At 41.8% G+C, this 23,055-nt stretch carries 19 protein-coding genes; 5 read left to right on the top strand and 14 right to left on the bottom strand.

Annotated elements, in window-relative coordinates; all coding sequences use genetic code 11:
* Positions 1-196 precede the first annotated feature (196 nt).
* From DCO44_RS15845 to DCO44_RS15810, 8 genes are all read right to left on the bottom strand, one after another.
* Positions 197-1,435 (bottom strand): HlyD family type I secretion periplasmic adaptor subunit, encoded by a 1,239-nt coding sequence (locus DCO44_RS15845; protein WP_116763578.1) that lies wholly within the window; start codon positions 1,433-1,435, stop codon positions 197-199.
* Between the two features lie 38 nt (positions 1,436-1,473).
* Positions 1,474-3,759: a type I secretion system permease/ATPase gene (locus DCO44_RS15840; RefSeq protein ID WP_116763576.1), complete on the bottom strand. Its 2,286-nt coding sequence runs from the start codon at positions 3,757-3,759 to the stop codon at positions 1,474-1,476.
* 87 nt (positions 3,760-3,846) lie between these two features.
* Positions 3,847-5,109: a TolC family protein gene (locus tag DCO44_RS15835; RefSeq protein ID WP_116763574.1), complete on the bottom strand. Its 1,263-nt coding sequence runs from the start codon at positions 5,107-5,109 to the stop codon at positions 3,847-3,849.
* Positions 5,110-5,732: 623 nt separating this feature from the next.
* Positions 5,733-5,969 (bottom strand): acyl carrier protein, encoded by a 237-nt coding sequence (gene acpP, locus DCO44_RS15830; protein WP_016166057.1) that lies wholly within the window; start codon positions 5,967-5,969, stop codon positions 5,733-5,735.
* An 87-nt stretch (positions 5,970-6,056) separates the two neighbouring features.
* Complete coding sequence (gene fabG / locus DCO44_RS15825; RefSeq protein WP_116763572.1) at positions 6,057-6,791, bottom strand: 3-oxoacyl-ACP reductase FabG; 735 nt, start codon at positions 6,789-6,791, stop codon at positions 6,057-6,059.
* Positions 6,788-7,774, bottom strand: a complete 987-nt coding sequence (gene fabD, locus DCO44_RS15820; RefSeq protein ID WP_116763570.1) for an ACP S-malonyltransferase — start codon at positions 7,772-7,774, stop codon at positions 6,788-6,790. The genes fabG and fabD overlap by 4 nt, the downstream gene beginning before the upstream one ends.
* A gap of 161 nt (positions 7,775-7,935) precedes the next feature.
* On the bottom strand, positions 7,936-8,118 hold the full coding sequence (rpmF, locus tag DCO44_RS15815) for a 50S ribosomal protein L32 (RefSeq protein WP_004695348.1): 183 nt from the start codon (positions 8,116-8,118) through the stop codon (positions 7,936-7,938).
* Positions 8,119-8,194: 76 nt separating this feature from the next.
* Complete coding sequence (locus tag DCO44_RS15810; protein WP_116763568.1) at positions 8,195-8,752, bottom strand: YceD family protein; 558 nt, start codon at positions 8,750-8,752, stop codon at positions 8,195-8,197.
* 97 nt (positions 8,753-8,849) lie between these two features.
* Between DCO44_RS15810 and DCO44_RS15805 the strand changes: the two genes are divergently transcribed.
* The 5 genes from DCO44_RS15805 to rluB all read left to right on the top strand — a co-directional run bounded on the left by DCO44_RS15805 (position 8,850) and on the right by rluB (position 13,060).
* Positions 8,850-9,512: an elongation factor P hydroxylase gene (locus tag DCO44_RS15805; RefSeq protein WP_116763566.1), complete on the top strand. Its 663-nt coding sequence runs from the start codon at positions 8,850-8,852 to the stop codon at positions 9,510-9,512.
* A 77-nt stretch (positions 9,513-9,589) separates the two neighbouring features.
* Complete coding sequence (locus DCO44_RS15800; protein ID WP_116763564.1) at positions 9,590-10,207, top strand: L-threonylcarbamoyladenylate synthase; 618 nt, start codon at positions 9,590-9,592, stop codon at positions 10,205-10,207.
* Positions 10,208-10,536: 329 nt separating this feature from the next.
* Positions 10,537-11,328 (top strand): segregation and condensation protein A, encoded by a 792-nt coding sequence (locus DCO44_RS15795; protein ID WP_116763562.1) that lies wholly within the window; start codon positions 10,537-10,539, stop codon positions 11,326-11,328.
* Positions 11,325-11,909, top strand: a complete 585-nt coding sequence (gene scpB, locus DCO44_RS15790) for an SMC-Scp complex subunit ScpB (RefSeq protein WP_116763560.1) — start codon at positions 11,325-11,327, stop codon at positions 11,907-11,909. Before DCO44_RS15795 ends, scpB begins: the two co-directional genes overlap by 4 nt.
* A 41-nt stretch (positions 11,910-11,950) precedes the next feature.
* Positions 11,951-13,060 carry a 23S rRNA pseudouridine(2605) synthase RluB gene (rluB, locus tag DCO44_RS15785; protein WP_116763558.1) on the top strand — a complete coding sequence of 370 codons (1,110 nt, stop codon included), beginning with the start codon at positions 11,951-11,953 and terminating at the stop codon, positions 13,058-13,060.
* A 102-nt stretch (positions 13,061-13,162) separates the two neighbouring features.
* Here the strand turns inward: rluB and DCO44_RS15780 are convergent, their stop codons facing one another.
* The 6 genes from DCO44_RS15780 to DCO44_RS15755 are packed head-to-tail and all read right to left on the bottom strand — an operon-like array spanning position 13,163 to position 22,639.
* A complete protein-coding gene (locus tag DCO44_RS15780; RefSeq protein WP_116763556.1) occupies positions 13,163-14,881 on the bottom strand; it encodes an ABC transporter ATP-binding protein in 1,719 nt (572 codons plus the stop codon).
* A gap of 13 nt (positions 14,882-14,894) precedes the next feature.
* Positions 14,895-16,037 (bottom strand): ABC transporter permease, encoded by a 1,143-nt coding sequence (locus DCO44_RS15775; RefSeq protein WP_116763555.1) that lies wholly within the window; start codon positions 16,035-16,037, stop codon positions 14,895-14,897.
* 7 nt (positions 16,038-16,044) lie between these two features.
* Complete coding sequence (locus DCO44_RS15770) at positions 16,045-16,983, bottom strand: ABC transporter permease (RefSeq protein WP_116763553.1); 939 nt, start codon at positions 16,981-16,983, stop codon at positions 16,045-16,047.
* A 12-nt stretch (positions 16,984-16,995) separates the two neighbouring features.
* Entirely contained in the window at positions 16,996-19,011 is a 2,016-nt protein-coding gene (locus DCO44_RS15765; protein WP_116763551.1) for a M3 family metallopeptidase, read from the bottom strand.
* A gap of 24 nt (positions 19,012-19,035) precedes the next feature.
* Positions 19,036-20,844, bottom strand: coding sequence for an ABC transporter substrate-binding protein (locus tag DCO44_RS15760; protein ID WP_116763549.1), 1,809 nt, complete (start codon positions 20,842-20,844; stop codon positions 19,036-19,038).
* 13 nt (positions 20,845-20,857) lie between these two features.
* Positions 20,858-22,639, bottom strand: coding sequence for an ABC transporter substrate-binding protein (locus tag DCO44_RS15755; protein ID WP_116763547.1), 1,782 nt, complete (start codon positions 22,637-22,639; stop codon positions 20,858-20,860).
* Between the last annotated feature and the right edge of the window lie 416 nt (positions 22,640-23,055).

The raw sequence follows: 23,055 nt of genomic DNA, 5'->3' as shown, positions 1-23,055 counted from the left end.
TTAGACTGATTAGTTTTTAAATAAAGATTGGACAGTTTAATGCTATAAACATGTTCGAAAAAATCAACACCATATAACTTATATCCAAAATATACTTTATTTTATTAAAACAATAAGCTATTAACCGAATTATGGCCCATTTATTTTAATAACAAAAACCCTATTAAAATATAGAGTTTCTGCCAACAAAATATTGCTATCTCTCTTGCAAAGCTTGCTTCATTCGAGTGATTGGTTTTATTAAATATTGAAATATGGTTTTCTCTCCTGTTTTTACATCCACACTGGCAATCATGCCGGGAATAATCGGCATGGTTTTACCATTTTTATCGGTTAGTGAGTTCTGGTTGGTTTCAACCAAAATACGGTAGTACGCCTCATCAGGATTTAAATTCAGTTCACTCGGTCGTGTTTTATCTCTTAATGTGTCAGGGCTAATTAAAGTCACCTTACCTTCTAAGCCACCATACAAGGCATAGTCATAAGCAGTCACTTTTACAATCGCACCAAGCCCAGGATGAACAAATGCAACATCTTGAGGGCGGATATAAGCTTCAACCAATAATTTGTCATTGAGCGGCACAATTTCCATAATGTCTTGCCCAGCCTGTACTACGCCACCCACCGTATTAATCTTGATATTTTTAACAATTCCTCTTAAGGGTGCGCGAATAAGTGAACGATCTACAGGGTCTGCACGCATCGCCATATTTTCTTTGGCTTGAGCCAATTCAGACTCGACTCGAACCAACTCATTATTCGCATCTGCGGCATATTGATTTCGCTTTTCATTTATTTGTAAAGCCAAATCAGAAGATTGACGTCGCATACGTAGCAGCTCAACTTCGGACATCACCCCCTCTGCCACCATGGGTGACGTAATTGAAATTTCACGATCCAACATGGCTTTACTGGTTTGCAACCCTGCAACAGCATCATCTACTGCACGACGACGTGCAACATATGCTGCGCGTTCACGATGTTTTAAAGATTCACTAATTCCATCAGGAAACTGAATTTTCGTACCATAAGATTCCGCTCTTAAACGGGCAGACATTGCTTCAAGATTAGCAACTTTTGCCTCACTCTCTCTTAAAATAGCAGAACTTCGGGTATCATCGAGACGAAGTAAAATTTGTCCTTTTTCAACAACATCTCCTTCTTTCACCAGCATTTCCTTGATGGTTCCTGGGTCTAAACTTTGCAAAATTTGTTCACGACTGGTTGGAATAACACTACCTTGACCGCGCGTCACTTCTTCTACATGGCTGTGATACGCCCAAAAAACAAACACAATCAAAAATACAAAGAGCAACCCAATTGTCCAAAACAGACCCGTATGCCTTTCCGTTTGTAAGGCGGCATTCAAATCATTTAACAATTTCAAGTCTTTCGACTGAACCCGATCTGCGGGTGGATTTCGATATTCTTCCATATGCCTCACTTACGTTGATGTCGCCTTGCTACACACGACTACTCAACATTTATTTTTTCTAATTGTGTAGTGTTAGGGTGATTCTGCACAGTCGATGCATGATCTGGTTTGATCACGATGGTGCGACCTTCTTTTTGCCCCGCTGCTACAGCAGAACTTGTTTGCCCTGTCGCAACCGTAGAATTCTGTTGTGTTGTCGATTTGGTCTGCTCATTTAAAGCAAGTTTTTTCAACACTTCATCTCTGGGGCCATCCATGACCACCTGTCCTTGGTCAATGACAATAACGCGACTCACAATGCTCAGAACTTGAGTACGATGCGTCACCACTAACAAAGTTTTGTCTTTACACCATTGATGCAATGCCGTCAGTGTTTGTCGTTCAGTTAACTGGTCTAAGCCGTTGGTCGGCTCATCCAATAACACCACACGTGGAGAACGCAATGTTAAGCGAGCCAACGCTATAATTTGCTTCTGCCCACCCGAAAGCCCCAAACCATCCTCACCCAAAGGCATATCTAAACCGCGCGGATGATTTTGAATTAAGCTGTCCAAACCAAAGCGCTTCAAAGCCTGCAACAACTCTTGATCTGTAGAAAAACCATCTTGTCTCGACAAATCTAAATTTTCACGTAGCGTCCCAAGAAAAAGACGTGGTGCTTGCCCTAGTAGAGCAACCTGATTACGTAAATAATTAGGATCCAACTGACGTAAATCCACACCATCCAGCGTGACATTTCCCTCTAGTGGTTCAAACATGCCACTGGCGAGCTTTAAAGTTGTCGTTTTACCACTGCCGATTTTCCCGAGTATTCCCACCTTTTCACCAGGTGCAATATTCAGATTTATACCCTTAAGTACAGGAGGAATATCTGTCTGATATTTAAAACACACATTTTGAAATTTAAGTTCGCCACTGACCTGGTCTAAGCTGATATATTGCCGATCTGGATGACGTTCAATTTTACGCTCAATAATGCTTTGCAGCCCTTGTAGCCCAATTTTGGCTTGTTGAAAACGAATCGCTAAACTCGAAATTTGCGCCAATGGTGCCAATGCACGCCCAGATAAAATGACCGAGGCAATCAAAGCCCCCATGGTAATTTTATGGTTTGGATCCGGACTGTGAATGAGATAAGTTCCAACAATCACCAAAATCACGGTATTTAATTGCTGTATGGCAACAGAAAAATTAACCACAAAATTACTCAAATCACGAGTTTTAGTGCTCGAAACAGCAGTTTTAGCTGTGTAATAATCCCACTTTTGCTGTGCCCAACTGGTTGCATTATTGGCTTTTAATGTTTCGATCCCCTCTATAGCCTCTACCGCCAAACCTTGGCGCTGTGAAGACTCTTTCATTGATTCACTGATATAGCGTGCTAAAGGTCTCTGAGACAACATTCCAACCAGCATCACGATTGGTATTAAAATTAAGGGAACCATTGCCAGTGCACCGCCAATCATCCAAATTACAGCAATAAAAAGCAAAAGGAATGGTAAATCAACCAACACCAACAGACTGGCACTGGTCATAAACTCCCGCACAGATTCAAATTCACGCAGGTTATTGGCATAGGAACCTGATGACACTGGACGTTCTGCTAAATCCAAACTCATCACACGACGAAAAATAGCCGAACTAATAATTAAATCCGCTTTTTTACCTGCAATATCTGTTAAATGCCCACGGATCATTTTTGCAGTAAACTCAAAGCTTATTGCCAAAATTACCCCAATACTGAGCACCCACAGTGTTTCATAAGATTTGTTCGGAATAACGCGATCATAGACATTCATGACATAAAGTGAGCTGACCAATGCCAAGAAATTAATGATGAATGTCGCTAAGATGACTTGCGAATAATAAGCCTTAAAACGCCAAATGACCTTCCAGAACCATGCTTTAGGTAAGTGATATTCTGGCAATTCAGAACGTAAGTCACTGGCTAATTTAGGTTTAATAAACCAACAGTACCCCAAGTACAATGCTGATAGCTGCGCATGATCAATTCTTTGCTTTAAACCATCAATTTGTTGTAATTCATAAACTCGATCTGCCCCACTACCATGAATTTGAGTAATCACTGCAGCTTCATTTTGCTGCAAAACAATCACCACAGGCACGGCTAAAGTAGGAATTTCATTGAGTGCTTTTTTACTTAACGTATTTTCAAAGCCATGACTTTTTAATACTTCAACTAAAGAAGGGTAATTGACATTTAAATTTTGGTCATGCGTTACCTGTGCCATCAACGTTGCGACAGGTAAAGGGCTCCCCAACAGTCGGGTTACCAAAGCAATATGCTCTATTATGGATTTCATTCTCGTTATGTCATCCTATTTTAATTATTTGACCTTCAAGTCAATTAAGCATGATCCACATCCACTTTGGATCAGCAGTTTTTATTCTTACTGCTTCACCCAATTGCTAATGTTGGCTTGAGCACGCAAATAAGCGAGCGCTGCCATTCGATAATCATTCTGTGCCGTCACATAAGCCATTTCGACACTTGCTAATTCGTTATACGCATTAAGCACATCAATTAAGCTTTTTCGCGCAATTTTGAATTGTTTTTCATTGTCACTCACCACTTTACGGGATGCTAAAATTTGCTCCTGTGAAATATTCATTTTTTGCTGACTTTGAAACATGTCAATTTCAGCAGTACGTGCACGTTCCTCAATATCACGCTGAATTTGATCAAGTCGTGCTTTAGCTGCCACTGCGGATTGCCCACTTTGTTCAACAGAATATTTCGCACCGCGGTTCAACAAATCCCACGACATGTTCAAATACACTTCACGGTCTTCTGTGGTCACATTGCCTTCCAAGTTAATACTTGGATAACGCTTTGCTTTACGGTACTTCACCTCAGAGCGAATACTCTCTAACTCCGCCTCCTGAGCCAAATAAGAAGGATGTTGAGTAACTTCACCCAGTTGATAACGTGATATAAATTGAGATGGTGCCAGACCGATAAATGGATCTCTTAGCGCGTCTTGATCAATCACTTCTGGTGAATATTTCTTAAGATGACTCAGCGCAAAACCCAATTCACGCTGCAAACTACTAATGGTGTGTTCTACCTGCATTTGGCGAGCGCGTGCTTGTGTGAGCTCTGAACGACGACCCGCATCATATTGCACAATCACACTAATATCATGCGTAAACTTATTGTGACGTTCCAAACTTCGCATTTGTACAGCCAGCGCTTCATGTGCATTGAGAGCTTTTAAATATTCAGAACCAATGTTGTAACCTAGCTCTTCCGCAGTCTCATCAATTTTTTGCTCAAAATATTGAGATTTTTTTTCATCACGATCTACCTGAGCACTAATTGCACCAAATGAATATAAATTCAGGCTACCTCTCACCCCAGGTGTAAAATCTTCACTCGCATAGTCATATTGACTCTCGTGAGATTGATCCAGAATTTGATTAGCTGTCAAAGCTAAAGTTGGATAATGTAGCGATTTTGACTCTTCAACCTTGCTTAACGCTGCTTCCTCATTGGCTTGTGCTTCCAACATCATTGGGTCTTGCTCCAAAGCTGTTTTTAACAACGTCTGTAACTGAACCGCATAAACCGAACTACTACATAATAATGTGATCAATAAAGTAATTCTTTTATGCCAAGTCATTTGTTGTACTTGTTTATTTCGTATTCTCATATTTTTACTTTAGATATTTCTTATATACAGAACACTGTGGCTTGTATTTCAAGGTGATTTTAACAATTAAATTCAATAAGTTAATTAAAAATTTACAAAGTAACACATGATGTAATTATTAAGTTATTATTAACAATAACAAAAAACAGACAGATGAATTTCTTATTCAATAAGTCTATTAAAATAAGCTTAGTAAATATAGAGGAACTAATTTGTTTAAAAATGAGAACCAGTTAACCAAAAAATTAATATTTATCTCTTGTTTACACATATGCATATTAATTATATATATTTATTTATTATCAATTTTACTTATTTTTAAGCATAACTTATAAACATGCAAAGCCAAGTATCTTGGCATACATTATTTGTTACAAATAGACCAACTAAAATACTCAACTTTAACAATCAAATACATCACTTTTCTAGTTTTAAGTCTTTTCATTATTCTGTATTCAATACAGTAAAATTGAATCTGAAGAAGCACCATCCCCTTTTCTTGGTATATTCATATGACTGAACTGATTTCTCATATCAATACACCTAAGCAGCTTAGCCCATACAGACATTAAAAAAGCCACCTAAAAGGTGGCTTTTCTTTCAGCAGCGCTGAACATCAACAATTAACCAAGTTTCTTAGAAACATAGTCAATTGCAGATTGAACTGTAGTGATTTCGTTAGAATCTTCATCAGGGATAGTGATGTCGAAATCATTTTCGAAAGACATTACAAGTTCAACTAGGTCTAGAGAGTCTGCACCCAAGTCATCCATAAAAGATGCTTCGTTTTTGATCTCTTCTACTTTAAGACCCAATTGTTCTGCAACCGCTTGTTTAACGCGTTGTTCGATATCGCTCACAGGAATTCTCCTCATTGCTTGTGGCGTTTTTAAATGCCATCAGTTTAATTGAAACTTTAATTTTTTGAAAGTTAATCCATCAGCTAATTAGCTCATGTATAAACCACCATTTACGTGTAAAACCGTACCTGTAATATAACTTGCCTTCTCAGAAGCCAAGAAACTTACAGCATTCGCGATATCTTGTGGTTCACCTAAGCGTTGAAGTGCCACTTGATCACTCATTTTTTTACGAATTTCTTCGCTTAACTGTTCTGTCATTTCAGTTGCGATGAAACCTGGTGCAACTGAGTTTACAGTAATTTGGCGGCTACCCATTTCTTTGGCAAGGCTGCGGCTAAATGCCTCAATCCCTGCTTTAGCAGCTGAATAGTTTGCCTGGCCTGGGTTTGCGAAATGTGCAACCACAGAACTAATATTAATAATTCGTCCAAAACGCGCTTTGGTCATGCCTTTAAGAACACGTTTTGATAAGCGGTATACCGCTTTTAGATGAATATTGAGAATATCATCCCAATCATCTTCAGACATACGCAACAACAAATTATCTTTGGTAATCCCTGCATTATTTACAAGTGCAAGAACTGAACCATAATTTTGTTCGATATCTGTAACCAAAGCATCAATTGCAGTACCATCACGTACATCTAGCACTTTACCTGCACCATTCTCACCAAATGCTGCTGATAATTTTTCTGCACCAGACTCAGAAGTCGCTGTACCTACTACAAAATAACCGTCTTGAATGAGTTGTTGAGCGATGGCAGCACCAATCCCTCGACTCGCGCCTGTCACTAATGCGACTTTGCGTTCTTGTGTCATGCAATTTTCCCTTCCGCCACTAAAATGGCATTCAGCGCATCCTCCACTCGACCTTTCGTATCGATTGGGAATGCTTTTTCTATATTCGGCAAACGTTTCGCAAGATTGGCAAGGACATTACCAGGACCACATTCAACAATATATTGTATGCCCTGATCTTGCACAGTCTGCATTGTCTTTGTCCACTGCACCGACTGATACAGTTGCGCAGTCAATGCCTGACGTAATTGCGCTACATCCGTCGCGATTTCCGCGTTGACATTTTGTATTACAGGAATGCTAGGTAGCTCAATGGCAGTTTGTTCCAAAGCATGCGCGAATTGCTCAGCAGCAGGTTTCATCAGCGAACAATGTGATGGAACTGATACTGGAAGTGCAATTGCCTTGCCAGATTGTTCTTTTGCCATAGCCATGACTGCTTCTACTGCGGCTTTATCACCTGCAATCACCACCTGACCTTGCGCGTTATAGTTTGCAGCTTCTACCGAACCCTGACCCTGCGCTGAAACTTCAGCACATAGCTCAAGGACTTTGGCATCTTCTAGACCCAAAATAGCCGCCATTGCCCCCTGACCTTGCGGTACAGCACTTTGCATAAGTTTGCCACGTAAGTTGACTAACTTAACAGCATCACCCAAAGACATTGCACCCGCAGCAACCAAAGCACTGTATTCACCTAATGAGTGACCAGCAAGATATTTAGGCACTACACCGCCCAACTCTAACCAAACACGCCATAAAGCAATACTGGCTGTCAGCAATACAGGTTGAGTAAATTCAGTTTGGTCTAAGCCTTCACCGCTTTGGGCAATATGCCACAAATCAAAACCAAGGGCTTCAGAAGCTTCCGCGAAAGTGTCACGAACACCACTAAACTGTTCAGCAAGTTCAGCCAGCATGCCGACTTTTTGCGAACCTTGACCTGGAAACACAAATGCAGTTTTTGTTGCTTGAGCTGCTTGTTCAAGTGGTCTAGCAGACATATAAAAAATCCTTTATGTAGTCACTGCTCATTCATGGAGCGGAAATTTAACACTTAATTTTGTTTTTGGTAATTGCGAAATACAACAAAAATCGAAGACAAAAAAAAGGGAGCTTACGCTCCCAATTTTTTCACTAAGCTTATCACTTAATGCTTCATCAATTATTCAGCAGATGCTTTAGCGAATAATTGACGACCACGGTAGATACCATCTTTAGATACATGGTGACGACGGTGAATCTCGCCAGTAGCTTGGTCTACAGTTAATGCATTCTCGGTTAAAGCGTCATGTGAACGGCGCATGTCACGGCGAGAGCGACTTTTACGGTTTTGCTGAACGGCCATGATGGCTCCTTACAAATCGAAAAATATGGATCAGAACAAATTCAGTTGTCTTATACGGAAGAGTATAACACAAAAATTAGTTAAGTTTACCCTTCAAACTTGCCAAAACATCAAACGGGTTATCCCGCTTCTCTTCGACAAGCTCTTCAATGGCAGGTTGGTGCTTATGTTCACAAGCATCATGCTTAGGAGACAAAGGCATCAACAATAACAATTCATCTTCTATCAGAGACAGTAAATCAGCCGTCGCAGGTGCATCATAGCTACCTTTCGTCGTTGCTTCACTTTCACCTAAGACGATGAAATCAGCATCCTCATCCAAGCGCTCTATCAGTGACTCATCATCCACTAGAGCTAGATGAAAATCTGAAACGAGTTCAATGTGTACCGTGCCTAAACAGCGTTGGCATTCCATTGGAACCTGCGTTTCAACGCGACCATCTAGCCATACAATGCGATGATACGCATCCATTGATAGCTTACAGTCTATGTTAATCAATTGATCATCAATTGATCCAACAGCTTCACGAGCGATACGAGCAAAGCGAGACAATGGCAGGGTACCTGACCATGTAAAGCCTTGTTCAGCCCATTTAAACGGCTCAATCTGTGCCGGAAAGGTATTTGCTGACATAATTAAGGCGGCAATTCTACAAATTCATCAGTACTCTGTCAAAGATTAAGATACAATTTTGTACTTATTTAGACAGACCATTTTGGGTAACACAGTCATGCATCTGTTGCAGCCGCAAACAGAAGTGAATAAAAAATCACTTATTAGCACACTTTCAACTGTTCATTTTGACATTTCACCAGACCAAGTGCAACGTTTGGAATGGGCGAATTTACAGTCAGAAACTGAACAAGTTGACTGGCTCATCTTACACTTTAATTACTGGTTTTCCCACCTTAATGTGAATTTGATTCGCGGCGAACACGAACCTGAATATTTTCCAGCGACACAGCAACAGCCTGCACGTATTCAATTTGCTCATGGTTTCTTTAATAGTGCATTACATGAAATTAGCCATTGGAGCATTGCGGGTGAACAACGTCGCCTACTCCCCGATTTAGGCTATTGGTATGCTCCTGATGGTCGCACACAAGAACAACAAGCTTTATTTGAGCAAGTGGAAATTAAGCCTCAAGCCATTGAATGGATGTTTGCCAAAGCCTTTGGACGTAAATTTCGGGTTTCACTCGACAATTTAACGGGTGAAGGTGGTGATGGCTCGACTTTTAAAGATCATGTATATGCACAAGTTCAGCGTTATTGCTCTGGAGAAATGGCGCTACCTCGAGATGCCCAATACTTTATTGACTGTGTCTGTACGTGTACGCGAGGTGGCAAAAGATTACAAAGTGGCGAGTTTCAACGCGAAATGCTGGATTAATTACAGAAATTCATCAAAATTACATGACAAGATGTTGTAATTTCAGCAAATAATATCTAAAAAATCAGGAGAACAATATGTTGCACTTAAGAATACATCCTGATAATCCACAACCGCGCTTAATCAGTCAGGCAGTGGAACGCATCCGTGCGGGTGACGTGGTGGTTTATCCAACTGATGCTGCTTATGCGATTGGATGTCAGATTGGAAATAAGAATGCCATGGAGCGTATTTCTCAGATCCGTGGTTTAGGGCCAAAGCATCAGTACGCGATTATTTGTTCAGATTTATCTGACATTGCCACCTACGCCAAAGTAGACAATGCCATGTATCGTTTACTGAAAAATAATACCCCTGCCGTGACCACTTTCATTTTACCAGCCACCAGTGAAGTACCTAAACGCTTGATGCACCCCAAAAAGAAAACCATTGGTCTACGCATTCCAAGCAACCCAATTTGTCAGATGCTACTGAAAGAATTAGGTGAACCGCTACTGACCAGTACGCTGATTTTACCAGGTATTGACGATCCTTTAGATGACCCCTATGAAATTGAGATGCAACTGGAAAAACGCATTGATGTCTTTATTGATGGCGGTTTAGGTACCTTAAGCACCACCAGTATTGTGGATTTATCAGGAGAGAGCCCTGTTGTGATTCGTAAAGGCGTAGGTGATGTTAGTGCTTTTGAATAAATTTAACTATCAGGGTTAGGGGGCCTAGTCCCTCCCCTAATCCATTTGTTAACGTTTATGGTCTTGTTTTATCGTCATTTTATAATTTTTTCTATTCTTCGTTTTTTTTAAATGATAATTTAAACCTTCATCACGCAAATAAATACCCCATATTTATTTAATACTTTTTTGTTATTTACCCCCCCAAGTAATTTATTCATTTCCTAATATGCATTACACTAAGGCCTATTAAAATTATGTATTTTTTAATCACCCCTACTTTCTCCCCTAAGTACTGATTCGAAAACACATAATCATGCCTTTGAAAATTCGCGTGGCCAATAACTGTAATGAATCAATCCGTCCCTAATGCTATGGAAGAAATGCCGCACATCCGTGTTCTAGATGAATGGCAAGACTCCATCCCTGAGGATTTATATATTCCTCCTGCCGCATTTGAAATTCTCTTGGAGCATTTCGAAGGACCACTCGACTTTTTAATTTACTTAATTCAAAAAAATGGCTTCGACTTATTACAGTTAGATATTGCTCCGATTGCAGCCCAATATCTTTCTTACATGGATGCCATGAAGTCACTAAATATTGAGCTGACTGCTGACTATATGGTGATGGCAGCCTTATTGGCTGATTTAAAATCCCGTTTATTACTGCCAAAGCCTACCAGTATTGCCGTTGAAAAAGACCCGAAACAAGAACTGATTGATCGGTTAGAAACTTATCTTCGCGTGAAACAAGCGGCTGAGCGTTTGGGCCAAATGAGTATTTTAGAACGAGATACTTTTCAGACCAATGTCAGTCTTGGGGATGTTGCTGCCCGTCATGATGGCTTTTCCGCCAATCTATTGTATGACGCTTTATTTTGTGTGTTTAACCGCCCAGAGCCAGTGACCCATAAAATTGAGCAAGAACCAGTATTGCTTGAAGAACGAATTGCATTTATTGAAGAAAAGCTGCAAGCCGGTGAAGTTCTCGATTTTATTGAATTACTCAAACCAAGTCAGGGTCGTATGGGTGTGGTCGTCACTTTTATGGCCGTGCTGGAACTGACCCGTCAACAACGCATTCAAATTATTGGTTCAGGTATAGAGGCGCCTCTTAGTGTCCAAGGAGCACACCTATGAGTGAAGCGGATCTGTTTTCTCAATCAGAAATTCAACATGAAATGTTGATGCAACTGGAAGCCATTATTTTTGCGAGTGATGCACCGGTTTCTTTGGCACGTCTGAAAGAGGCATTTCAAGATCGATATTCCAAATCTGAACTGCGCCAACTGATACAACAACTCATGGTTTTACAACATGGTCGCTCGATTGAACTGGTAGAAACTGCACAAGGTTTCCGCTTTCAAGTACGCGCTAAGTATCGTCAGATGATTAGTCAAACGTGGCCTGAGCGTCCAACACGCTTATCGCCTTCTCTGCTCGAAATTCTAGCGGTGGTGGCTTACCATCAACCCGTGACTCGTGCGGACATTGAACAAATTCGTGGAGTCTCGAATAATAGTCAAATATTAAGAACTTTGTTCGACTGGAACTGGATTAAAGAATCTGGTTTTAGGGAACTCCCTGGAAGACCCGCGTTGTTAGTTACAACGCCACAGTTTTTAAATGCTTTTGGCCTAACATCAGTTGGTCAATTGCCTCCCCTACAGGATGCCAAGGAAGCTTTTATGGCTCTCGATGCGCAAGCACCGAGGTCTTAAATAGGTGAACTGTTGATGATAATTTCTAAGGTTATGCTGTCATGAGTGAAAAATTGCAAAAGGTGCTCGCACGAGTTGGTCTCGGCTCTCGCCGTTATATGGAAGAAGTGATTGCTGCTGGTCGCGTGAGTGTCAACGGTCAAGTTGCCCAAGTAGGCGAACGTATTGAGCCAGGCGATGAGCTTCGCATCGATGGTCGTAAAGTGCAGTTCCAAATTGAAGACGAAATTCGCCGTCGTGTTTTAATTTACTACAAACCAGAAGGTGAAATTTGTTCACGTAATGATCCTGAACAACGCCCAACGGTGTTTGATAACTTGCCGAGCATTACCAATGATCGTTGGGTGATGGTGGGTCGTCTGGATATTAACTCTACAGGCTTGTTGCTGTTCACAAATGATGGTGAACTAGCAAACCGCTTAATGCACCCATCGAATGAAATTGAGCGTGAATACGCAGTGCGTGTTATGGGTGAAGTAACGCCGCAAATTAAAAATAATATGCTGCGTGGTGTCGTATTAGACGATGGCCCTGCAAAATTTGAATCATTCTCTGAGATTGGCGGTGAAGGAATTAACCGTTGGTTCCAAGTGGTGGTAAAAGAAGGTCGTAACCGCGAAGTGCGTCGTATTTTTGAATCTCAAGGTTTGAAAGTGAGCCGCCTATTACGTACCCGTTATGGCACCGTGATTTTACCGCGCGAACTCCGTACTGGCCGTTGGATAGAGTTGGACAAAAACGACATCGACAATTTAACCAAATCGGTTGAACTTAAGCCACGTCAAGGTACAGGTTTATTCGGCATGGCAAAACGCCGTACTGAACGTATGCAAGAAAAACCACTGGTAGCACGTCGTGGCGGTTTCTTACGTCAGCAACGTCGTGACAATGAAGATGAAGGTCAACAACAAGCGAAGCCAGCCTTCAACCGTGAACGTCGTGAAAACCCAAATGGTCATAGCCAACGTCGTCAGGACAATGCGCAAACAGGCTATGGTCAACGTGAACAACGCCAGAACACGGGTTATGCACAACGTGATAACCGCTCAGAAAACTTTGGCAACAAAGGCTCATATGGTCAACGTGATGCGCGTGATGAACAAGCTCCGCGTAAGCCATTTGGCGTAAACAAAAGTTTTAAAAAGTTTTAATCATTCAAATTAAAATTTGAGCCACTTTCGAGTGGCTCTTTTTATATGTGATGTGGATGCAGTTTAATAAGCGCGTTTTAGTTATCCAAACTCAGCGATTGATTACACTCCCCTTGGTATAGCACTGAGTAAGCGTTGGGTATATTCATGTTGTGGCGACTGATACAAATCATCCGAATTGGCAATTTCGACAATATCCCCATGATTCATGACCATAATTTGATCAGAAATATATTTCACCACTGACAAATCATGTGAGATAAAAATATAACTCAAGCCAAATTCATCCTGTAAATCTTGCAGCAAATTCAAGACCTGTGCTTGTACGGAAACATCCAATGCCGACACCGATTCATCACAGATCAAGATTTCAGGTTTTAAGGTTAGGCAACGCGCAATCGCAATGCGCTGTCGCTGTCCACCTGAAAACTCATGTGGATAACGATGATATGCCGATGCGGGCAAACTGACTCGCTCCAACAGATCCAAAGCGATTTTTTTGCGTTCAGCATCATTGGTACCAATACCATGCACCTGCATCGGCTCCAGTAGAATTTGTCCTACCGTAAAGCGCGGATTAAGCGATGCATAAGGATTTTGAAAAATAATCTGAATTTTACGTTGAAACTGGGCAAACTGCTTATCTGACATTGCCAAGATATCTTGTCCATAAATCCGAGCCGTTCCCCCTGTTGCTTGTTGCAACCGCATGAGTAATAGCCCAATGGTGGTTTTACCTGAACCTGACTCCCCCACCAAGCCTAATGTTTTGCCTTTCGCCAATTGAAACGAAACACCTTTGACCGCCTGATACTCTTCTCGACCAAACAACCCTTTACGACTATAAAATGATTTTTTTAAGTCTCGAACATCCAGAATAATTTCTTCATTGCCCTTCAGCCCGCGTTGTCGCTGTACACGAGGCTGTTCAGTCACCACTTTTTCTATCCAATCCTGACCTTGTTGCTGCATAAAGTCACTGATCATCGGCAAGCGGAACGGGCGTTGTGACAGTTGCGGACGACATTGTAATAAGGCACGGGTATAAATATCTTGTGGCTGCTCCAAGACTGATTTTACTGCGCCTTGCTCACGAATTTCCCCGTGACGCATCACAATCACGCGATCGGCAATTTCACCCACCAATGCCAAATCATGGGTAATAAACAGCATCGACATATTACGGCGTTGCTGTAAGTCTTGTAATAAATCTAAAATTTGCTTTTGAATAGTCACATCGAGTGCTGTGGTGGGTTCATCCGCAATCAATAACTTCGGTTCACAGGCAATTGCCATCGCAATCATCACACGTTGTTGCTGCCCACCCGAAAGCTGACTGGGATAAGCATCAATTTTGGTTTCAGGAGAAGGAATACCGACTTCTTTGAGTAACTCTAAAGTACGTGCTCTGGCTTGCTTACGCCCCATGGCCAAATGTAGCCTGAGTACTTCTGCAATCTGATCGCCCACAGTAAATACAGGATTCAGCGAAGACATCGGTTCCTGAAAAATCATGGCGATGTCTTTGCCACAAATTTTTCGCATCTCTGCACGTGATAAGGTCAGTAAATTCACGCCTTCAAACACAATCTTACTTTCTGCCGAAATACGGCTTTGCTCTGGGGGCAGTAAACCCATGGTCGCAAGAGATGTTACCGATTTACCACTGCCCGACTCGCCCACTAAGGCAACCGTGGTATGCACTGGAATTTCAAATGATATTCCCTTCACCGTTTCGATGTACTGTTTATTTTCTCCCTTAAAACTGACTTTAAGATTTTCAACTTTTAATAAGATTGAGTTTTGTTTTGATTCAGTCATGTTCATACACCTCTTATTTTAGTTTTGGGTCCAGTGCATCACGCAATGCATCGGTAAACATGGAAAATGCGGTGACCAAAACTGCCATCGCGACGGAAGCTGCCGCCAATTGCCACCATTTACCTAAAATCAATTCACTTTGTGCCTCATTCAGCATACTGCCCCAAGACACGACCCCTACGGGTACACCAAAACCCAAGAAGCTGAGAATGACTTCAGACTTAATAAAGGCCACCACAAGAATCGAGATTTGCACCAAAGCAATATGACTGACATTCGGGAAAATATGGACAAACATACGTCTAAAATGACTGACCCCAATAGCTTTGGCAGCCAGCACATATTCACGCGAGGTATGTTTCATATACTCAGCACGAATTAAACGATAAACACCCGTCCAACCTGTTAAACCCAATATCAATACAATAGAAACAATGCCTTTTTGCTGTAGTACCGCTGCAATGGCTAAAATCAGTAACAGATAAGGAATAGAAGTGAAGATGTTATAAAACCAGTTCAGGACATCATCGACCCAGCCACCAAAGTAACCTGAAATTGCTCCAAGTACCGTCCCAATCACCACCGCCAATAAGGCTGCGACCACACCAACAATAATGGATGTTTCTGCCCCTTTAATGGTTTTTTGCAAGACATCTTGTCCCCATTTGTCCGCGCCAAAAGGAAGAGTTTGTTTTAATTCAGCCTGCTGATCCAACAAATGCCCATCCAATTGCTGATCTATCGCTTTCATGTCCTCCGCCAATGGATCAACCACGCCGTAATAATCTATAGCGCCACCAGCACTTTGTTCTTTGGCAATTTCGGCATTGAGTTCACGAATCACATCTTTTAAAGGATCAACGGGATTTTCAGGTAAAGCCTGTGATTGAGTAGCGACTTTTTCAGTTGTATCGCGGACAGCATCTGCCCCCATAAAGGTGGGAGGCGCATAGCTAACAGCGACTTCTTTATTCCAGTTCGAAGCAATTACTCCTGTCATGGACAGCAATAACATCACGAAATAACACAGCACCACAAACAATGAGATCATCGCGATACGATCTGCCTTTAATCGACGCATCGCCAGTTGCCAAAGTCCAGAAGAAGTGGTGTCTGTGGTATCCAGTGCTTTTCTTTTAAATATCACACTTAACATAGTTCACCTACTTCAACTGTACGCGAGGATCGACCAGCTTATACACCAGATCGGCAATCAGGTTAAAAAGCATGGTGGCTGCTGCCACATAAACCGTGATAGCTTTAATCACAGGGAAATCACTGCGTTCGACCGCAATAATCACTTCCCGTCCAATGCCTGGAATACCAAAAAAGCGCTCAATCAAAAATGCCCCAATCAACAATGCAGGTAAGGTCGCCATAACATCGGTAATAATCGGGATAGAGGCATTGCGCAGTACATGCACGCCAAGAATACGACGTTCTCCCACCCCTTTGGCACGTGCTGTACGCACATAGTCCTGATTCACTTCATCGAGAACAAAGCTGCGGTAAAGTCTTAAGGTCGGTGCAATACTGACCACCAGCATGATTAAAATCGGCAGTAAGGCGTATTTAAATAGGTTTTCACTAAAACGATCACTCCAACCTTGCACGGGGAACCAACTCAGTTGATAAGCAAATACATACTGAAAAACAATGATATACACCAAAATACTGATCGACATGCCAATCGTGCACATCATCATGATCATACGATCCGTTAGAGTGCCACGCACCGCGGAAACCGCCAATGCCAGAATAATTGAGATCACAGTTTGTAAAATCGTGAGTGGAATGAGTAAGGTCAGTGATGGACCTAAACGTGTGGTGATAATTTGTGAAACAGACTCCCCTGTACTCCAGCTCAGACCATAATCAAAGGTCAAAATCTGTTTGATGAAAATCCACAACTGTACATAGTAGGGTTGATCGACACCCAACTGTTGGCGAATATTTTCAATCTGTTCTGGATTGGACATTTTACCTGCCAGAATGTAAGCAGGATCTCCCCCCACCCAGTTAAACAGAAAGAAAATTAGCAATACAACTCCGAGCATGGTCGGAATCATTTGCCATAGGCGACGTATGATATATGCCAGCATCTTGATGCCCCCCTATTTAACCCGTTGGCCTGTAATTTCATCGAAAAAGGCTTTGTTGTCGGGTTTACGACCCAAGAAATCTTTCACCAAGTCTTCCGCAGGTTTCTGGCCGCCTTGAGATAAGATGGTTTGGCGATAACGTTGCCCCACTTCTGGATTATTTAAATTCTTGCCAAAAGCAGAAAGCATGTCTAAAGCCAGCACTTCAGACCACATATAGCCGTAATAACCCACTTGATAGCCGCCCATGATGTGCCCAAACTGCCCAGGAAATTCCGTGTTGGGTACATAGCCCAGTGCGGTTGAGCCTTCCATTTTCTTCCAGACATCTAAGGGCTGTACCTTCAAAGCATTACTGCCATGTAGTGCCATATCATATTGGGCATACAAAGTTTGACGAGCATAATGCAAGCCACGACCATAACTGTGTACTGCATTCAGTTTGGTAATCAACTTATCATCGACCCGAGGACATGCAGGTTGGCAATAATCTGCCACTTTCGATAATGTTTCTTTGCGTCTTGCCCACTCCTCATACATTTGCGAAGGAGCTTCAACAAAGTCACGTTCTACCGATGTACCCGATTGGGCTGAATAACGGGTAGTCGACAAAATGCCATGCAATGCATGTCCAAACTCGTGCACAAAGGTTTCCAGTTCATCACTATTTAAGCCTTTGCGGTTAAAATTGGTAACCAATGCCGAAATCGGTTTACGCCCCGTTAAGCTGCTACCCCCATATACTCCCCATACCGCAGCATGTCCGTATTTGCCTTCACGTGGGAATTTATCGACATATAGCCCACCCAAAAGCTGTCCTGTTTTCTGATCGGTCACATCGTAATATTCAACTTCGTTCTGCCAAACATCGACTTTGGCAGGTTTAAATTCAATGCCATACAGGTTAGATGAAATAGCGAATAACCAGTCCTGTGCGGCTTGAGTTGGGAAATATTCCCGCATTTTTTCTTGGTCGATCTGATACTTGGCTTTACGCAGCTTTTCACTCCAATATGCCTCACTCCATCGTTCGATTTTGGCTTGCGCTAAGGGGATATTTAAGGTTTTCGCTTGAAACTCGCGCAGTGTATTCACTTCTTTTTGTTCTAAAGGTGCAACCGTCGCATGCACCTCCGCCAAAAACTTGTTTACGGTTTCAGGCGTTTCTGCCATACGTTTATGCAGCGCCCACTCCGCATAACTGGATTTACCAAACAATTGGGCCAATTCATAACGCAAGTCCATGGCTTGTTTCAGCAAGATCAAATTACGCTCCCCCCCACGGCGGGTATAGGCAATTTGATAACGCTTACGTGCAGCATCGTTGTCTGCCAATTCCATGAAAGGACGATATTCGGGATATTCAAAACCGAGTAAATAATTGCCTTGGTCATTTTTCTTTAAGGCATCGATATAGCTTTGTGGCAATCCTTTTAATTCGGCAGGTGTAAACTCCAGCTTTTGCGGATTATCACGCACATTACGCGCATATTCCTGCTCAATCTTCGCCAGTTCTGCCAAAATCACTTTTAAACGTGCTTGCCTTTCGGCACTTAACTGAATCCCTGTTTTTTCAAAATCATTGAGTAAATCTTCCCGAAACTTGCTATCAATCGCATCACTGGCTTGGGTGCCCTTGATTTGTTGATACAGTTTCGGATTTTGATAAATATCGGTCTGGAATTGACTAATCTTGATTTCACAATCTTCAGCGGCTTTACGCAAAGCTGCGTCTGGAGAAACATTGCTGTATAAGCCAATGGGTCCATAAAAATCTTCAAACGAAGCAAAAATACGATCCCATTCTGCCAGTACAGGCGCAGCATTGTTCTGTCCCGTCATAGGCTTGGCTTCAAAACGCTTGAGCTGCTGTTGAATGTCCTGAATTTTGGCATCACACAAGGCAGGAATATCTTGGGCTTGAAATTGCGGCAAGGTCTGACGTGTGGGAGAATCTGCAAAAGTGAACTGCTGTATAGCAAAAGTCAAAACACTGAATGTGGTCAATTTAAAGGTCAGGTGATTCATCATTACTCCAGTTTTATTTAATTTCTATTTCTTCATGTCAATATCGATGTACATCCATTCCGCAGGCAAAATCGGATGCTTTTTAAAACCAATCACGCGAGGTTGTGCCAAGACATTACGATAACGTGCACCAATGATTTGTACGGGCATATACACTTCGAGCAAGCGTGACATTTTCCGATACAACGCATCTCGTTCTGGACTAGGCGGCATTTTTTGAGTTTGTTCATACAAACGGTCATATTCAGGAATTTTTACGCAAGCATTGTTGGTCACGTTGATATTTTTGCCATAGAACAACTGCATAAAGTTGTCGGCATCTGGATAATCGGCAATCCAAGCCGAACTTTTAAACATGGTCTTGCATTGCTTTTCTAACTTGAGTGCTTCGGCAAATGGCAAAGACTGGGTGCTCATTTTAATTTTGACGCTATCCAGCGTTTTCTTCCAAAATTCTGCCTGTTGTTGACTCCGCGCACTATTACCTGAGATCGTCATATTAATTTGCAAAGGTTTACCATTCGGCAAAGTACGCCAACCATCTGCACCGACTTTATAGTGATAGCGGTCTAACAGTAGATTGGCGGCTTTAACAGAATAAGGAATACTGCTTTTATAGTTTGGATCATAGCCCACCACGCCATTTGGAATCGGGGCTTGTAAGCGTTGTGCATCGCCTTTTTGTAAAATATTGATGTAGTTATCTGCCGAAAAGGCCATCGCCATGGCACGACGTAAAGCGATTTTGTCTTTGCTCATACCACCCACGACTGGGTTTTGCATATTCCAATAATGATAATCAATGGAAGGATCGGTAATCCGTGACAGTTGTACGCCTTTTTTCGCTAGCTCAGGTTTGAGTTTGCCATTTTGTAAAGCTTGAACGGTTAATTCTCCATCCAAAGCAAACAAATCAATTTCATCTTTAATAAAAGATAACCAACGTGATTGCCCTTCTTCCATCACCTGAATATCAATCACGCCAATTTGTGGCATTTTTTTGCCTTGCATGGCTTTGACAATTTTCTGGTCTTCTGCCGTAGAAGCCTTAAAGTTCCAGACAAAACTACGAAAATCAGGATTGGCTTTCAAAATAATGCGGGAACCAGGCGTCCAACGAGTTAGCATATATGGCCCCGTCCCGACAGGATGCCCCATCACAAAACCTGCTTTATCTCGATACTTCTCAATCACTTCACGTGCCACGGCACCCGCAGGTTGATGTGCCAGTAACATCGGAAAGTTTTGATCAGGACTGGTTAAACGAATCACCAAGGTATATCGGTCAGGCGTTTGCAAACCTGCAACGGGTTGATCGTAATTAAACTTGCCTGTTTTAGCCGCCTGTTTTAATACTGTGTCCATTCCTAAAATACGTCCATCCAGTAACCAACTGTTCGGAGAACGCAAGTTCGGATCGAGTAGGCGTTTAAAGGTATACACATAATCTGCCGAAGTTAGTTCACGCTTTTTGCCCTTAAAGACTGGATCTGCGGCAAAATAAATGCCCTTTTGGATACGAATGGTATAGGTCAAACCATCGGCACTAACTTCAGGTAAGGCGACTGCGGTACGTGGAACCAACTTTGCAGGCGATGCCAAATAATCGTAGGTAAACAAAGTCTCAAAAATTGAACCGTTGACATGTGCAGAATACAAATCATGCACACCTGCGGGATCAAACCCTGTTTCAGCCACAGGGAATACATAACGTAAGACTTTGTGTGGGTCGGCAGGGCTTTGTGCCAATAAACTCATAGAGCTTGAGATTAAAAGGCCACCGATCAATACCCCTTTAAGCCAATACTGATTTTTTTTATTCAACTGTTTCATTCTTCGTCCAAGCTTATTTATTTTTTACAGGCTGTATATCTAAATATTGCCAATTGGTATTCATCATCGGATGAGCTTTGAAACCCAGAACCTGTGGATGCAACAACCAGTTGCGAATACGGCTACTATGAATAATCCATGGATTATCAGCTTCAATCTGACGGCTTAATTTTTCGTAATACGTTAAGCGTTGCTGTGGTGGTAAACCTAACATTTGCTGATACAGCGCATCATAGCTTTTGGATTGATAACAACTTAAATTGCCCTGTGCTGAATTCGGCCCATACAGCAACTGCGCAAAATTTTCCCCTTCTGGATAATCAGCAATCCACGCTCCTCCCCACAGCATATATTTACATTGTGTTGCTGCTTTTAAATTATCGGCAAAATTACTCACTTGAAAATCAACTCGAATGCCTATTACATCCAGATTCTTTTTCCACAGTTCAGATTGCACCACGGAACTGGAACTGTTTTCCGTCATAAACTTTAAAGTGAGTGCTTTGCCATTGGGTAAAGTCCGATAACCATCTGCACCTTTTTTATAGCCAAAACGATCCAGTAGTTTATTGGCCAAGATAGGATTATAGGCAAGGCTACTGCGATAATTCGGATTGAAGCCCTGCACACCGTCTGGAACCAGCATTTCAGACCGAACTGCCTGTCCCTTATAGAGTTGTTTAATCGCTTCGTCTTGATTGAATGACAAAGTGATCGCACGACGTAAGGCAATTTTATCCAGCCCAAACCCACCAACAGTGGGATCTTTCATATTGAACATGGTGTAGGTAATTTCGGGGTCTTTATTGGGGTAGTGCTGAATCCCTTGCTTGACCAACTCAGGTTTCAGTTTCTGACCATCCAGTGCTTGCGGCACAGCATTCGAAGTTAATTTGTCGAAATCGAGCTGCCCTGTTTTAAATGCCAGCCAGCGCGATTGTTCTTCTTCAATAATACTGACCTCGACTTTACCAATTTGCGGCATCTGTTTGCCTGACATTTCTTGTACCAGTCGGTTATCCCAAGTGCTACCTGTCGATTTGAAATTCCAGACAAAACCACGGTAATACGGGTTGGCGATCAATTCAATTTTGCTACGCGGAACATACTTGCTCAGTTGATACGGCCCAGTCCCAACAGGATGCTGCGCAATACGATCAGCATAATATTCAACTACTTCGCGTGCTGTGGCGCCAAAGGTGACATACGCCAGAATATACTGAAAATTATAATCAGGACGGGTCAGAGTAATTTGTAAGGTATAGGGATCAAGGGCTTTTAAACCTGCAATCGGAGCATCGTAATTAAACTTTCCCGTTTTCTTGGCCAGTGCATTGGCTTCATTGCCCCCCACAATTTTTCCATCAATGAATGAATAGGTAGTCGAACGATTTTTCGGGTCTAAAATACGTTGAATGCTGTAAATATAATCTTGTGCTTTGAGTTCACGACGCTGCCCCTTAAACGCAGGATCGGGAGAAAAATAAATTCCTGGCTTAATCTTAAAGGTATAAACCTTGCCATTTTGCTCGATACGCGGCAAAGCTTGTACCGTATTCGGCACCAACTGTACGGGACGGGCTAAATAATCGTATTTCAGCAAAGGTTCAAAAATAACCTCGGTTATTTTTCCGCTGTAAAAATTGTAGGTTTTGACCATATCAAAACCATCATCAGGCGCTTCTATCGCCACGTGTAAAATCTTGTTGGGCTGTGCCGCAGCATTGGCTTGCAGTATACAGCCCGATGAAATCAACAGGGTTAAAATGGCAATTCTTAATTTTTTGGCTTCCAATTTTTACCTTTCCTGTGCTGCTCGCTTAAGCGCTGCGTCATGCATTGTTTTTAAACTGATGTGTTTATTGTTATCCATGTTCCATTTAAGCAAATTCTATGTCATCCGTCCTCTGCTTAAATCATGAATCCACAATGATTTGAGGCTAAAGCGAATTTCGTGCCATCCTGAAAAACTTGCCAGTATTTAAAAAAATCACATCATTTAAAGTTATTTTTTATTAGATATTTATCGTATTTTTATCTAACACCTTCCTAGCTACAATTGACCAAAAAGTACAACAACCAGACCTACAATGAACACTTACACAACGCACAAAAAAAATACATATATGATTCATAATAGCTCATACTTGATTTTTTTATAACGGGAAATATATTCAATATACTGTTTTATATAAATTTTACTATTTATAC

This window comes from Acinetobacter sp. AM (assembly GCF_003105055.1).
In the GTDB taxonomy this organism is placed as follows: Bacteria; Pseudomonadota; Gammaproteobacteria; order Pseudomonadales; family Moraxellaceae; genus Acinetobacter; species Acinetobacter tibetensis.
The sequence above is the reverse complement of the archived record's forward strand: the minus strand, read 5'-3'. Positions and strand labels throughout refer to the sequence as shown.